Raw genomic sequence first — 12,962 nt, forward strand, 5'->3', positions numbered from 1 at the left:
GCATGCCGACTGATGCCTTTTTCCAAAAATCTGGCAAGGGGGGCATGCGTAACGTTTGGCATCTCCACCCGCGTCAGGGGGCTTCGCGCCCAGCCGACCGTTGCTTTCTCCGGGGAGTGACGCGCCATGACGGATGCACAACTTTACAACTTCGACCTGGTGCACGGTAAACACCAGAAGGACATCGTCGTCCTGGTGGTCGACCTCGTGAATTCCAGTTCCCTTAGGTCGCATGCCGATGCCACGACCTGGCGGGCACAGTACGACAACTGCATGCCGGTGATCCTTGCCGTGGTCACAAGGTACAATGGTCGCGTGGTCAAGTTCCCGGGCGACGGGTTCCCGTTCGCCTTCCCGCCCTTTGAACGTGATCCCGAAGACGATGCCCTGCGGGCCGCTGTGGCGATCCAGAGAGAACTCGATAAGCTGCGCGAAGAGCGCGAGATCGACGCGAAGATGCAGGTCCGGGTCTCTGCCGGCATCGTCAACGCGAGCGTCGTGAACTGGAAAGTGGGCGTGGTCGAGGGGGGGAGGACTATGTCGGCGAGGAAGTCGACGCGGTCTTCCGCCTCAATTCGGTGATTGCTCCCAATGGAATCATCATCAACACGGCGATGAACGGCGACATCAAGTGGCGCTTCATGAGCCGGGAATTGGGCCTGATTTCCGACGATGCCGGCAATCTGACCAAGTTCCTGGGGCGGCTCTCCCTGAAGGGCTTGCCGCCGACCCCGGCCTATGAGGTGGGATGGACCTCCCGGTTCTTCGGCCAACGCGGCCCAGACACAGGGCAAGCGCGACGGTTGGTGGGGCCCATGTGCCGGTGCCGTCCAACTTCACGCAAACGGGGGCTGGCTTCGCAACCCTCACCAGCTTGGCCGAGACCACCATGGTTGGCCATTGCAAGGCATTCAACGCGGCGGGGAACTCCGCCTGGATCCAGCGTCACAACCCCGAGAAGGAGCAGATGATCTGCGTCTTCGCTAACTTCGTCCGCGGGGGACCCCTTATATTGGGGAGGTCGTCTGTTTCGTCGCCAAGCCCGGACAGCCGCACAAGAAGGCCATGCAGGTCATTCGCGGGGGCACCACGCTGCAGGGCGAAGTCCGGCAAGTGGATGGCCTCGTCAAGGTCAAGGTCGACGAATATGCGGCACGTGAGCATGGTCCCTTCACCGTTGAAATGGGTGGGGCCAAGGTCAAGGTCGGTGACCGGGTGGAGTTCGTGCTGCACTTCGTCCACGACGGGGAAGGCACCTGGCGCCCCATCGGCAAGGACGGGCGGGTCGTGGTCTCCTGAGGCGGAATGAGGGCTCCTCTCCGCGGGGTTTCGCGGGGAGGACGCCAGGCCTGGATCTGCAGGTAATCGACCAGGGCAGTGAGGGCGAGGCCCAAGAGCAGGAAATGGATGGCGCGTCCGACCAGCTCGTGCGTGGTCTTGGCAAAGCCCGCGCAGGCGTGGATCGCGGCGAGGAGGTCCGTCGTGGGGACTAGAAAACCCTGGGCTGCCATGGCCTTGCGGTAGTCATCGAGGGTCCTGTCCAGGATGTGTCCGAAATAGATGAAGCCGGCCGGACCCCCGGAGCGGGGGGCCACGACCATCAGGCAGCAAAAGAGGGCTGCCAGGAGGGCGAAGCCGGGGGCAATGAGGGCCGGGGTCAGGTAGCTGGCCCTTCCGCTGCCCATGAGGGCCGCGCCGACCGAGAGGAGGGCCAGGCAGACGACGGCGGCGGCCTTGGTTTCGGCGGTCTTGATCCAGTCGAGCTGGAGTTGGAGGAGCCATTCCAGGTGTTCGTGGGGGTCTCGGGTCGGGGGCATGGCGGGCCTGTCTGAGGGTTGCTCGGCGGAGTCAGGGGCTCTTGCACGTGTGCAAGAGGGGGCAAGGCTCGGATAATACACGGTTTTCGTTTTTTTGTTAGGGTTTTGTTAAGGGCTTGCGCGGGTGGCGTGAGGACCGATTTGAGGCGCGATGCGCCCGCGAAAGCTTTCGCGGGCGGGGCGGTGGGCGTGGGTGGGGTGGGCCGTGGGGTGCTCGGGTGGGGGATAGCGTAGCCCCGTAGCCCGGGGGGCACCCCGGGGGTGGGTGGAGCGGTTGCGGTTTTTGGGGTTCGGACCGACCCCATGGCCCTTGGGCCATGGGGTCAAATCGGTCCAGTGGACCGATTTGAGGTCCGAACGCCCGCGAAAGCTTTCGCGGGCGGGGCGGTGGGCGCGGGTGGGGTGGGCCGTGGGGTGATCGGGTGGGGGGTAGCGTAGCCCGGGGCCGTGGCCTCGGGGTTGGGTAGAGCGGTTGCGCTCGTCTGGTCGAGGTCCCGGGTCAAGCCCGGGACGGTGGGGGGAGAGGTTTGGGGTTTTGTGGTAGTTTGGCGTCGGTCGGGCGGTTAAACCCGGGGCCACTGGCCCCGGGCTACGAGGTGCGCTTTGTGCGTGAGCGGGAGGGTGAGTTCCAGCTTCCAGATTAGACCCGATGAAGAACTAGTCGATCGCGCTGCCCATGGGTGAGCCCTATTACTCGATCCCCCTGGATTTGCGATAGGACGCGTGATTTCTCGCACTATGCCTAGTTGAATTGGCGGGCGCTGCAGGGCGGTTGCGGTGTTTGAATTCACGCACAACTATCTCGGTGAGTAGTGGCCGCGCGAGCGCGCGCAGTATTGACACATCTGGTAGCTCGCAGTGAATTCAACTGTTCGCTTAGCCGGGTAGATTGTCAATAACCCAAGAAGTCAGCGCTGCAAGCTTCTTTCCGATTGATCCAATCGAGTCAGAAGCTTTGTCGATGCTCTCCAATGCCTTCCGTTTGCTCTCAAGTCGCTCCAAGATAGTGTTCTTGTTGGATCCCGCCATTTCGACTGGAAGCGCATCTAGCGCTTCCTGCTGCAAGAGCGTGTTTACCTTCGCAAGTTGAGCAAGGAACTCAACTCTGGGGTCATTCGTGGACATATCGCTAGCTACGATATCAAACGATGAGAGGCGATTGAATCTGTTGTCGCCACATGTGCAAGGTACGCGGGCGCAGATTGGGCAGCCTCTCAAGTATCTGCGTTGAAACGCTTCTGTAGGACTGAATGTTGGTCTGCCCTCTGAGCTAAGGCGCCAAACAGCCAAAATCCATGCGAGAAGCGACAGAACATGATCGGTCAGTGCCTCTCGGGAAGCATCGTTATCCTTTTTGCACATTTCGTGAGAAAGGCGCCCCAAGCAACGCAGAACATCGGTAAAGATTGAGTCCCTGTTATACTGGTGCCTCGTGTCATTTCTGCTGTAAATTCGAGCTAGCATTTCGGAAACTTGGTCAAGCGTCGGGGGCTCTGAAATATAAGGGATTCGTCCCGACTTTCCTGTGTGGGCTCCACTAAGAATTGAGTTGATAATCGCATTGCCCCTGGAAATTCGCTCTTCCCTTGCTCGCCAAATTGGTACCTCTCGCGGTGCGCCGCCGCTTGGCTTGCAGATGCACACGGGCTCGAGGCAGCGATAGCATTGATTTGGGTAACGCAGCAGAATTTCTTGCCAGAAACTTTTGCGAGCCTTGGAGAAAATCGCAATTGACCACGCCACAATCTCTACAAACGGGTCATCGTGCACCGTTCCTGCAAGGTGGTTTGTTACCACCACCCCAGTATTGGCCGAAATCCGGTTGACCATGAACTGAACAGGAATATCTGCATTCGGGTAAATGCTAGCGAGTTGGCGTTGCATTTCATCGAGGTTCATAGTTGTTTTCTCCCAATTGAAGTTAGCGCCAAGGCCGCCTTACCCCTCATGAATCCATCTTCAACGCGTTGATGAACGCCGTCTGCGGGATTTCGACCTTCCCGAACTGGCGCATCTTCTTCTTGCCCTCTTTCTGCTTCTCCAAGAGCTTCTTCTTCCGGGTCGCATCCCCGCCGTAGCACTTGGCGGTCACGTCCTTGCGCATCGCACTCAGCGTCTCACGCGCGATGACCCGCCCGCCGATGGCCGCCTGGATCGGGATCTTGAACATGTGGCGGGGGATCAGCTCTTTCAGCTTCTCGACCATGCCACGGCCGCGCATCTCGGCGCGGTCGCGGTGGACCATCATCGAGAGCGCATCCACCGGCTCGTCGTTCACCAGGATCGACATCTTGACCAGGAAATCCTCGCGGTATTCGCTGATCGTGTAGTCGAAGCTGGCATAGCCCTTGGTCACCGATTTCAGGCGGTCGTAGAAGTCGAAGACGACTTCGTTCAGGGGCAGGTCGTATTCGACCATGGCGCGGGAGCCGGCGTAGGTCAGGTTCTGCTGGATGCCGCGGCGGTCCTGGCAGAGCTTGAGGATGTCGCCCAGGTATTCGTCGGGGACCATGATCGTGGCCTTGATGCGCGGCTCTTCGATATGGTCGACATAGGTCAGGTCGGGCATGTCGGCGGGGTTGTGGAGGTCGCGGACCTCGCCGTCCTTCATGTGCAGGTGGTAGACCACGGAAGGCGCGGTGGTGATGAGGTCGAGGTCGAACTCACGCTCCAAGCGCTCGCGGATCACTTCGAGGTGCAGCAGGCCGAGGAAGCCGCAGCGGAAGCCGAAGCCGAGGGCGGCGGAGGTCTCCATCTCGGTCGAGAAGGAGGCGTCGTTCAGCGCCAGTTTCTCGATCGCATCGCGCAGGGTCTCGAAGTCGTTGGCGTCGACGGGGAAGAGGCCGCAGAAGACGACGGGCTGGGCGGGTTTGAAGCCGGGGAGGGGGGCGTCGCAGGGTTTGCGTTCGTGGGTGACGGTGTCGCCGACGCGGGTGTCGCGGACCTGCTTGATCGAGGCGGTGAAGATGCCGATTTCGCCGGGGCCGAGTTCGGGGATGTCGACCATCTGGGGGCGGAGGACGGCGAGCTTGTCGATGCCATAGGCCGCGTTGGTGGCCATCATGCGGATGCGGTCGCCCTTCTTGATCACGCCGTCGATGACGCGGATCATGACGACGACGCCGAGATAGGCGTCATACCAGGAGTCGACCAGCATGGCCTTCAAAGGCGCGTCGCGGTCGCCTTTCGGGGCGGGGAGGCGGGTGACGATGGCCTCCAGCACATCGGGGATGCCGATGCCGGATTTGGCGGAGATCAGGACAGAGTCGCTGGCGTCGAGGCCGATGACGTCTTCGATCTGGGCGCGGACGCGTTCGGGCTCGGCCGCCGGAAGGTCGATCTTGTTCAGGACGGGGACGATGTCGTGGCCGGCGTCGAGCGCCTGGTAGACGTTGGCCAGGGTCTGGGCCTCGACCCCTTGCGAGGCGTCCACCACCAGGAGGGAGCCTTCGACGGCGCGCATGGAGCGGGAGACCTCGTAGGCGAAGTCGACGTGGCCGGGGGTGTCGATGAGGTTCAGGATATAGTCCTGCCCATCCTTGGCGCGGTAGTTCAGCCGCACCGTGTTGGCCTTGATCGTGATGCCGCGTTCTCGCTCGATATCCATGGAGTCGAGCATCTGCTCTTTCATGTCGCGTTGGGCGACAGTGCCGGTCGCCTGGATCAGGCGGTCGGCGAGCGTGGATTTACCGTGGTCGATATGGGCCACGATGGAGAAATTGCGGATATGGGCGAGATCGGTCATGGGCTGCCTATAGCGGAAGGCGGCGTGGCGGGGAAGGGGGCGGGCGGGATTCCTTGGGGATTCGCAAGGGATTCGGGCGGGGGGCGTGGCACGGGCGGCAGCCCCGGAGAGGCGCTGCCTCTCCGGACCTCTCCGGGATATTTGGGCCAAGGTGAAAGGGGCTTGGGGTCGGGGCAGATATTGCGGGGCGGAGTCTGGGGCCTACCCGATCTGGGGCGGGGGGAGGGGAAAGGGCGGAAATCCGCGCAAGTCTCTGCCCGGGTTGAAAAAAGCGTTCCGAATCGTCATAATGCGGGCAAGAAAAACAGCAAGGGCGCGCAGGTGCAGCCCTTCGGAGCAGAGGCAAGACATGAGCAGAATGCTTTTCGGCGCCGCGGTTGCGGGCCTTTCCCTGATGATGGTGGGCGGGGCCTTTGCGGGTCCGATCGAGAATGCCTGCCTGCGCTCGGACCGCGATGCGGCCAATCGGCAGCTGTGCTCCTGCATCCAGCGCGTCGCCAATGTGACCTTGGGCGGCGGCGATCAGCGGCTCGTGGCCTCGTTCTTCAAGAACCCCGACAAGGCCCAGACCGTGCGCATGTCGCAATCGGCCCGCGACGATGCCTTCTGGGACCGCTACGAGGTCTTTGGCCAACAGGCGGCCATGGCCTGCCAGGGCTGAGACCGTCTCGGCCGGGGGGAACCCGCGTGAGAGGCCGCCTTCGGGCGGCCTTTTCGTTTGCCGGTTCGTCTGCTGGGGGGGGACCCGGGGTATACCCCGGGCTACGGGGCGGGGCGGAGCAGGGCGGGTGAGATCACGCAGCCTACCAGAAGGCCGCCGTCAGTCCGTTTCAAGGCTCCAGCGCAGCACGGGTGGGGGAGCGTCCGGGGGGCTGTCGGCTTCGGGCTGAGGCTCTCCGACCTGCAGGGACAGGGGGATCACCCCGGCCCAGACGGGCCAGGCGCGGTCCTCTTCGGGGTCCTCGGGGCCGCCCGTGGCGATCTTGGCCGAGGCCTCGGAGAGGTCCAGCGCCATGACCTTGGTCGCCTTGACCTCTTGCGCGGTCATCGGGCGCAACTGCTCCCAGCGGCCGGGGAAGAGCCGTTCGACCATGGCTTCCAGATGGGCCGCCTTGCCTTCGGTCACCTCCTCCGCCCGTCCCATCACCATGACCGAGCGGAACTGGACCGAATGCTCGAAGGCCGAGCGTGCGAGGACCAGCCCGTCCAGCGTCGTCACGGAAAGGCAGATGGGCTGCCCCGCCATCGCCCGCAGCGCCCGGCTGGCCGAGGAGCCGTGCCAGAAGACCCTTGTCCCTTCGCGCCAGGCCAGGGTCGAGAGGACCATGGGCGCGCCCTCCATCTGATAGGCGATATGGGCCAGGGGGGCGGCATCGATCACGGCATGGATCGTGGCGGCGTCGTAATCGGCCTTGCCCGGGAAGCGGCGGAGGCGCGTGCGGTCGGAGGGTTCTGTCATGGCGGGGCTTTCGGGGGGGGCGGTGCGTGCAAGCACGCACCCTGGGCGGGATAGGGCGGATGTCTCGCGCCGCAGTGGAGGTAATGGGGCGCGGGGTAGGGGGCGTGTTCACACGCACCTTGTGGGGCAAACCTGCACGCCGCATGCGCGGCGGGGGCAGGGGGCGTGATCTCACGCACCATGACCGGAAGGTGGGGTCGATTGGACTGGGGGAGGGGGCGTGATTTGGCGCGTCTCCATGTGCCATGGGGAGGGCTCGTGGTCACACGCAGCTTGTGGCGCCACCCTACCGGAAGGCCGGGCCATGGGTCCAGAGCGTCAGGCTCCATCTTGTGCCCTCGGTCACCGGGGTGACGCGGTGCAGGACGAAGGAGGGGAAGAGGACCGCCGTGCCGCGCGCGCGCTCGACCTCGCGGATGTTGCTGTCGGGGCGGAGTTCCAGCACGCCGCCCTGGTAATCGGCGGGGTCGGAGAGTTGGACCACGATGGTCAGCTTGCGCTTGGCCGCCACCTGGCCAGAGCCGATGTCGGAATGCCAGTCGAAATGGCCCTCACGCTCGGCGCCATAGCGCGCGACCTGGGGGCTTTCGAGGAAATCGGTCAGGTCGAAACCAAAGGCCGCGCGGTTGGCCTCGGCCACCAGGCGGATCATGCGGTCCATGACCCATGACGCTTCGGGGATATCGTCCAGCCAGGACAGCTCGGCCCGGCGGATCTGGTGCGCCGTGGTCTGGCGCACCAGGCCCGCGTCCTTCATCTCATGGCCCTGGCAAAGCGCAATCAGCGCGTCACATTCGGCGGGGCTGAGGGCTTCGGGGATCAGGTGGAAGGGGGTCATGGCTTCGGTCCTTGGGGGGGCAAGCGCCCCCCCGGTCTGGGTCAGGGGGCGGTGCCGTGCTTGTGGTTGGCATGGGGATCGGCGGCCTGGCCATCCGTCCCATGGGCGGCGTGGTCGGCATGGGCCGCGGGGTCGGAGACCATCACCACCTCGGCAAAGGTCGAGAAGCGAGCCACCGCCTCGGCGCCGAGCCCGTCTTCGGCGGCGTTGAACATGGCCGAGAGGTGCTCGGCCCCTGCAACCCCGTGTTGCGCCAGGAAATCGGCCGCGCGCAGCTCGGGCCCGGCGCAGAGGACGATTTCCCAGGCGCCGTCCTTGCGGGCCAGGAGCGCACGGCCCGCCATGTCGCCCTGGGCCCAGGAGGCCAGCGCGCTGTCGCCCATGACGACGACCGGATCGACGGTCAGCGGCGCCTCGGGCTTGTCGAACATGGCCTTCATCGTGGCGATGATCGCGCCCTGGTCGGTGGTGCTCATCGCGCCGGTCTCGACGGCGGAGTGCTTTTCGCCCGAGGCCGCGTCGAACTCGGTCGGGCCATCGCCGGGGGCATCCTTGCGGTCGTTCATCACGGGGACAGCCAGGGTGACCTCTCCGGCATGTTCGAAGACCAGGGTGACGGAGACCGTGTCGCCGTCCTTCACGTCATGCTTGAGATGCATGAGCATGACGTGGTCGCCGCCGGGGGCGAGGTCGTGGGAGGTCTCGCCCTCGACCGCGATGCCTTCGGGCAGGTCGATCATCTTCATGACGCCGTTCTCGTCGGCGGCATTGGTCATGATCATCACCATGCCGACATCGGGCGAAGAGGCCGAGACGAGGCGGTCGGCCTCGTGGGCGTGGTTGGTGATCTGGAAATAGGCCGCGCCCGAGGGGCCGGTGAAGCGGGCGAAGGGGTCGGTGATGTGGACCCCGTCATGGGCGAAGGCGGGAAGGGCGAAAAGGGCGCCGCAAAGGGCGAGAGAGATGCTGTTCATCATGTCCTCGTGATCTGGATTTGGGTTCGCGATCAGAGGAGGGCGGGCGGCCCCCGGGCCTGGGCGGGGGGCAGGGGCTGGGAGAGCGCGGGGCTTGTCGCCTCGGGGGGGAGGCGGGCGGCGCGGGTCAGGGGCCGGGCGAGGGCTGGCGCGGAGACCAGGGTTGCCGTGACCGAGGCGGCGAGGCAATGGGTGCAGGGTTGGGCCTGGAGGGGTTTGCCCGTGGCGTCGATGAGGATGGTGCCGGTGCCGCAGAGCTCTTGGGCCGAAGCGCCGGCCATCTCGGACCGGGCCACCGCCTCGGTAACGGAGGCGAGGGCGAGGAGAGCCGAGAGGAAGAGGGCCAGGATCAGGCGCATGGGCCTTGGATAGCGCCTTGCACGGGGCCTGTCCATGCTGCGGGGTGACGCAGGGGGGCTTTGGCGCCGCTGCGTAGCCCGGGGTATACCCCGGGACGGCGGGCGGGGGCTGTGGTGTCACCGCCTGTTTCGGCCCGCCCTCCCCCGTGGCGCATTTGTCCACAGAAGATTTCCGCACAAAATGCTTTACTGCTTCCCAAAAGGGCCTCACTATATCTAGTAAGGACTGCGTCAGGCATCGCAGTTGGTTGCCAGACACCCTGCGGCTAGGGGTCTATTCCCCAAGGCCCACCAAAGAGAGGCCGGGCATGTCGATTGCAGAAGATTTCGCCGAGATGGACGACCTCCATCCGATCGACGTGGTCGAGAGCCTTGCCGAATACCACGCCTGGGAGTTCGACCGCGTCACCGATGACCAGATCGCCATGGCGGTCGAGGGCCAGTGGCGGACCTATTCGCTGACCCTCGCCTGGTCGGCCCAGGACGAGACGCTGCGGCTGATCTGCACCTTCGAGATGGAGCCCCCAGAGGGCCGCCAGGCGCCGCTTTATGACCTGATCAACCGCTGCAACGACATGGTCTGGACCGGGGCCTTCACCTGGTGGGCCGAGCAGAAGCTGATGGTCTGGCGCTATGGCCTGGTGCTGGCGGGCGGACATTCGGCCTCGGCTGAACAGGTCGACACGCTGATCTCCCAGGCGATCCTGGCCTGCGAGCGCTTCTACCCGGCCTTCCAGCTGGTCTCCTGGTCCGACCAGATGCCCGCGGACGCGCTGAAGGTCGCCATCGCCGAGGCCTATGGCCGCTGCTAAAGCCTTGCCCTTGCCGTGAAACCGCATAACCTGCCGCCAAAGAGGGAGGCAGGGATGCTGGATGAGGTCGCCCGCAAGGGTCTGGTGCTTTTGGGCTGCGGCAAGATGGGGACGGCGCTTCTGACCGGCTGGCTGGAGGCGGGGGTGCCCGCCGCCTCGGTCTGGGTGATCGAGCCCAATCCGACCGACTGGCTGAAGGCCTCGGGCGTGCATCTGAACGAGGGCGTGCCGCCTGCGCCTGCCGTGGCCTTGCTGGCCGTGAAGCCACAGATGATGGGGGCCGCGCTTCCCGCGCTGCAGGCCCTGGGGAATGGGACGACGCTCTTTGTCTCGATCGCGGCCGGGACCTCGATTGCCACCTTTGAGGCGGCCTTGGGGGCTCAGACGCCTATCGTGCGGACCATGCCCAATACGCCGGCCATGGTCGGGCGTGGCATCACCGGGATCTGTGCGAACAAGGCCGGGCAGGGCGGCTTGGCCCTGGCGCGCGACCTGATGGCGGCGGTGGGTGAGGTGGTGGAGCTGGAGAGCGAGGCGCAGATCGACGCGGTGACGGCGGTTTCGGGCTCGGGTCCCGCCTATGTCTTTCACCTGATCGAGGCCATGGCGGCGGCTGGCGTGGCCGAGGGGCTTTCCGAAGAGGTCGCCATGAAGCTCGCCCGCGCCACGGTCTGCGGCGCGGGGGAATTGGCCTATCGCTCGCCGGAGACGGCGTCGCAACTGCGGATCAATGTGACCTCTCCGGGCGGGACCACGGCGGCGGCCTTGGCGCATCTGATGGAGGGGCTGCCGCCCTTGATGCTGAAAGCGGTCCATGCGGCGGCGGAGCGGGGCCGGGAGCTCGGGAAATGACGGGGCCCATCACCTATGCAGATTTCGAGAAGGTGGATATCCGGGTCGGGCGCATCACCCGCGCCGAGCCTTTCCCCGAGGCGAAGAAGCCCGCCTACAAGCTGTGGGTCGATTTCGGCGGGGAGATCGGGGAGAAGCGCTCCTCGGCCCAGGTGACGGTGCATTATGGGGTGGAGGAGTTGGTCGGGCGCCAGGTTCTGGCCGTGGTGAACTTCCCCCCGCGCCAGATCGGGCCGGTTCGGTCGGAGGTCCTGGTCCTTGGCGTGCCGGATGCGGATGGCGCCGTGGTGCTGATCGGGCCGGGGCAAGAGGTTCCGCTGGGCGGGAGGCTGTTTTGAAACTTCTGATCACCCGCTCGATGCCCGAAACCGTGGTGCGCCGCGCCATGGAGCGGTTCGACGTCACCTGGCGCAACAGGCCCACCCCCATGGGCCCTGCCGACTTGACCGCTGCCCTGCAAGAGTACGACGCCGTCCTGCCGACTTTGGGCGATATGCTGGGGGCGGGGGTCTTCGGGGGTGCGCTTCGGACCAAGATCCTGGCCAATTTCGGGGTGGGCTATAACCATATCGACGTGGCGGCGGCCCGGGCTGCGGGGGTGGCGGTGACCAATACGCCGGGTGCCGTGACCGATGCCACGGCGGATATCGCCCTGACCCTGATCCTGATGACCGCGCGGCGGGCGGGCGAGGGCGAGCGGATGCTCCGCCGGGGGGAGTGGACCGGCTGGCATCCGACGCAGATGCTGGGGCTGCATGTCTCGGGCAAACGCCTGGGCGTGATCGGCATGGGGCGGATCGGCCAGGCGATTGCGCGGCGCTGTCACTTTGGCTTCGGCATGGAGGTGGTCTTCCACAACCGTTCTGCGGTTGATCCGGGCTTCCCGGCGCGGCAGGTGGGGCTGGAGGAGGTCCTGGGGGCCGATGTGGTCGTCGTGGCGGTGCCGGGCGGGCCTGCGACCAAGCACCTCCTGGGCGCCGCGCAATTCGCGCAGATGGCGCCCCATGCGATCTTCGTCAACATCGCGCGCGGCGATGTGGTGGACGAGGCTGCCCTGGTGGCAAGCCTGAAGGCGGGTCAGATCGCCGGGGCGGGTCTCGATGTCTATGAATTCGAGCCCCGGGTCTCGCCGGAGCTCATGGCGATGGAAAACGTGACCCTGCTGCCGCATCTCGGCACGGCGGCGCTCGAGGTGCGCGAGGCCATGGGGATGATGGCGGTGGACAACCTGATCGCCTGGGCCGAGGGGCGCCCTTTGCTGAACCCGGTCAACTGAGATGCGCGGCGGATGCCTCCGGCGGGGATATTTGGGTCAGTATGAAAGGGGTCATGTCTTTCATACTGGCATAAATATCCCCCGCGGAGCGTCCGACCTTTCCGCCCCCGCGCCTTTGCCTTTCATACTTGCCCAAATACTCGCTTGCGCCCTCTCCACCGGGGCCGCGCCATGATCCTGTCGCGCGGGCGGCGCTATATCTTCATCCATATCCCCAAGACCGGGGGCACGGCCCTGACCCTGGCGCTCGAGGCCCGGGCCAAGGCGGATGACATCCTGATCGGCGATACGCCGAAGGCGCGGGCCCGGAAGGGGCGGATTGCGGGGGTCAAGACCCAGGGGCGGCTTTGGAAGCACTCGACGCTTTCCGATATCGCGGGGCTGGTGTCGGATGAGGAGGTGGCGGAGTTCTTCACGTTGACCCTGGTGCGCAACCCCTGGGACCGGATGGTCAGCTATTACCATTGGCTGCGGGCGCAGGGCTTTGCCCATCCGGCGGTGGGGCTTGCCAAGGCATTGAGTTTTGGGGATTTCCTGGCCCATCCGCAGACCCGCATGGCGCTGACGCTTTGGCCCTATGGCGCCTATATGCGGGACCGTTTCGGGGCGGAGCGGGCCAGTCTTTATATCCGGCTGGAGCACCTGGCCGAGGATATCGCGCCTTTCGAGGCGCATCTGGGGTTCCGGCTTTCCATGCCGCGCGCCAATGAAAGCGAGAGGGGGCGAGATTTCCGGCCCTATTACTCTGACGCCTCGGCGGCCCTGGTGGCAGAGCTTTGCGCCGAGGATATCGCGCGCTTCGGCTATCGCTTCGAAGTTTAAGCAAGCGC

The 12,962-nt window shown here is 65.1% G+C and carries 14 protein-coding genes and 1 pseudogene; 8 read left to right on the forward strand and 7 right to left on the reverse strand.

The window, feature by feature from the left end:
• Window positions 1–126: 126 nt before the first annotated feature.
• Entirely contained in the window at window positions 127–582 is a 456-nt protein-coding gene (locus GV832_RS12990; RefSeq protein ID WP_168775307.1) for a nucleotidyl cyclase domain-containing protein, read from the forward strand.
• 483 nt (window positions 583–1,065) lie between these two features.
• Window positions 1,066–1,299 (forward strand): hypothetical protein, encoded by a 234-nt coding sequence (locus GV832_RS12995; protein WP_168775308.1) that lies wholly within the window; start codon window positions 1,066–1,068, stop codon window positions 1,297–1,299.
• Window positions 1,300–1,382: 83 nt separating this feature from the next.
• Here the strand turns inward: GV832_RS12995 and GV832_RS22530 are convergent.
• The 3 genes and pseudogenes from GV832_RS22530 to lepA form a co-directional block, all read right to left on the reverse strand.
• Window positions 1,383–1,817: pseudogene (locus GV832_RS22530) on the reverse strand (Pycsar system effector family protein); the annotation flags it as partial.
• A gap of 876 nt (window positions 1,818–2,693) precedes the next feature.
• Window positions 2,694–3,716, reverse strand: a complete 1,023-nt coding sequence (locus GV832_RS13000) for a hypothetical protein (RefSeq protein WP_168775309.1) — start codon at window positions 3,714–3,716, stop codon at window positions 2,694–2,696.
• A 46-nt stretch (window positions 3,717–3,762) separates the two neighbouring features.
• Window positions 3,763–5,562, reverse strand: coding sequence for a translation elongation factor 4 (gene lepA, locus GV832_RS13005; protein WP_168775310.1), 1,800 nt, complete (start codon window positions 5,560–5,562; stop codon window positions 3,763–3,765).
• A 349-nt stretch (window positions 5,563–5,911) separates the two neighbouring features.
• Here lepA and GV832_RS13010 point away from each other — a divergent pair, with 349 nt between their 5' ends.
• On the forward strand, window positions 5,912–6,223 hold the full coding sequence (locus GV832_RS13010; RefSeq protein ID WP_168775311.1) for a hypothetical protein: 312 nt from the start codon (window positions 5,912–5,914) through the stop codon (window positions 6,221–6,223).
• 159 nt (window positions 6,224–6,382) lie between these two features.
• Here GV832_RS13010 and GV832_RS13015 read toward each other — a convergent pair whose 3' ends face one another.
• The 4 genes from GV832_RS13015 to GV832_RS13030 form a co-directional block, all read right to left on the reverse strand.
• Complete coding sequence (locus tag GV832_RS13015; protein WP_168775312.1) at window positions 6,383–7,021, reverse strand: pyridoxamine 5'-phosphate oxidase family protein; 639 nt, start codon at window positions 7,019–7,021, stop codon at window positions 6,383–6,385.
• Between the two features lie 286 nt (window positions 7,022–7,307).
• Complete coding sequence (locus tag GV832_RS13020; RefSeq protein ID WP_168775313.1) at window positions 7,308–7,859, reverse strand: 2OG-Fe(II) oxygenase; 552 nt, start codon at window positions 7,857–7,859, stop codon at window positions 7,308–7,310.
• Window positions 7,860–7,900: 41 nt separating this feature from the next.
• A complete protein-coding gene (locus GV832_RS13025) occupies window positions 7,901–8,836 on the reverse strand; it encodes a copper uptake system-associated protein (protein ID WP_168775314.1) in 936 nt (311 codons plus the stop codon).
• A 29-nt stretch (window positions 8,837–8,865) separates the two neighbouring features.
• On the reverse strand, window positions 8,866–9,192 hold the full coding sequence (locus GV832_RS13030) for a hypothetical protein (RefSeq protein ID WP_168775315.1): 327 nt from the start codon (window positions 9,190–9,192) through the stop codon (window positions 8,866–8,868).
• A gap of 308 nt (window positions 9,193–9,500) precedes the next feature.
• Between GV832_RS13030 and GV832_RS13035 the strand changes: the two genes are divergently transcribed.
• The 5 genes from GV832_RS13035 (at window position 9,501) to GV832_RS13055 (ending at window position 12,954) form a co-directional block, all read left to right on the forward strand.
• On the forward strand, window positions 9,501–10,004 hold the full coding sequence (locus GV832_RS13035; RefSeq protein ID WP_168775316.1) for a type III secretion system chaperone family protein: 504 nt from the start codon (window positions 9,501–9,503) through the stop codon (window positions 10,002–10,004).
• Between the two features lie 54 nt (window positions 10,005–10,058).
• Window positions 10,059–10,856 (forward strand): pyrroline-5-carboxylate reductase, encoded by a 798-nt coding sequence (gene proC / locus GV832_RS13040; protein ID WP_168775317.1) that lies wholly within the window; start codon window positions 10,059–10,061, stop codon window positions 10,854–10,856.
• On the forward strand, window positions 10,853–11,194 hold the full coding sequence (locus GV832_RS13045) for a tRNA-binding protein (RefSeq protein WP_168775318.1): 342 nt from the start codon (window positions 10,853–10,855) through the stop codon (window positions 11,192–11,194). Before proC ends, GV832_RS13045 begins: the two co-directional genes overlap by 4 nt.
• Entirely contained in the window at window positions 11,191–12,132 is a 942-nt protein-coding gene (locus tag GV832_RS13050) for a 2-hydroxyacid dehydrogenase (RefSeq protein WP_168775319.1), read from the forward strand. The genes GV832_RS13045 and GV832_RS13050 overlap by 4 nt, the downstream gene beginning before the upstream one ends.
• Window positions 12,133–12,303: 171 nt before the next feature.
• The gene (locus GV832_RS13055; protein ID WP_168775370.1) at window positions 12,304–12,954 is read left to right on the forward strand and encodes a sulfotransferase family 2 domain-containing protein; all 651 of its coding nucleotides are present in this window, start codon (window positions 12,304–12,306) and stop codon (window positions 12,952–12,954) included.
• The last annotated feature ends 8 nt before the right edge of the window (window positions 12,955–12,962 follow it).

The organism is Stagnihabitans tardus (assembly GCF_009925085.1).
Classification (GTDB): Bacteria; Pseudomonadota; Alphaproteobacteria; order Rhodobacterales; family Rhodobacteraceae; genus Stagnihabitans; species Stagnihabitans tardus.

Bases quoted from the DNA above. Each gene is read 5' to 3' on its own strand.
- GV832_RS13015 (WP_168775312.1), bottom strand. From the start codon at position 7,021: ATGACAGAACCCTCCGACCGCACGCGCCTCCGCCGCTTCCCGGGCAAG.
- proC (WP_168775317.1), top strand. From the start codon at position 10,059: ATGCTGGATGAGGTCGCCCGCAAGGGTCTGGTGCTTTTGGGCTGCGGC.
- GV832_RS13055 (WP_168775370.1), top strand. From the start codon at position 12,304: ATGATCCTGTCGCGCGGGCGGCGCTATATCTTCATCCATATCCCCAAG.
- GV832_RS13030 (WP_168775315.1), bottom strand. From the start codon at position 9,192: ATGCGCCTGATCCTGGCCCTCTTCCTCTCGGCTCTCCTCGCCCTCGCC.
- lepA (WP_168775310.1), bottom strand. From the start codon at position 5,562: ATGACCGATCTCGCCCATATCCGCAATTTCTCCATCGTGGCCCATATC.
- GV832_RS13025 (WP_168775314.1), bottom strand. From the start codon at position 8,836: ATGATGAACAGCATCTCTCTCGCCCTTTGCGGCGCCCTTTTCGCCCTT.
- GV832_RS13010 (WP_168775311.1), top strand. From the start codon at position 5,912: ATGAGCAGAATGCTTTTCGGCGCCGCGGTTGCGGGCCTTTCCCTGATG.
- GV832_RS13020 (WP_168775313.1), bottom strand. From the start codon at position 7,859: ATGACCCCCTTCCACCTGATCCCCGAAGCCCTCAGCCCCGCCGAATGT.
- GV832_RS12990 (WP_168775307.1), top strand. From the start codon at position 127: ATGACGGATGCACAACTTTACAACTTCGACCTGGTGCACGGTAAACAC.
- GV832_RS13035 (WP_168775316.1), top strand. From the start codon at position 9,501: ATGTCGATTGCAGAAGATTTCGCCGAGATGGACGACCTCCATCCGATC.
- GV832_RS12995 (WP_168775308.1), top strand. From the start codon at position 1,066: ATGCAGGTCATTCGCGGGGGCACCACGCTGCAGGGCGAAGTCCGGCAA.
- GV832_RS13045 (WP_168775318.1), top strand. From the start codon at position 10,853: ATGACGGGGCCCATCACCTATGCAGATTTCGAGAAGGTGGATATCCGG.
- GV832_RS13000 (WP_168775309.1), bottom strand. From the start codon at position 3,716: ATGAACCTCGATGAAATGCAACGCCAACTCGCTAGCATTTACCCGAAT.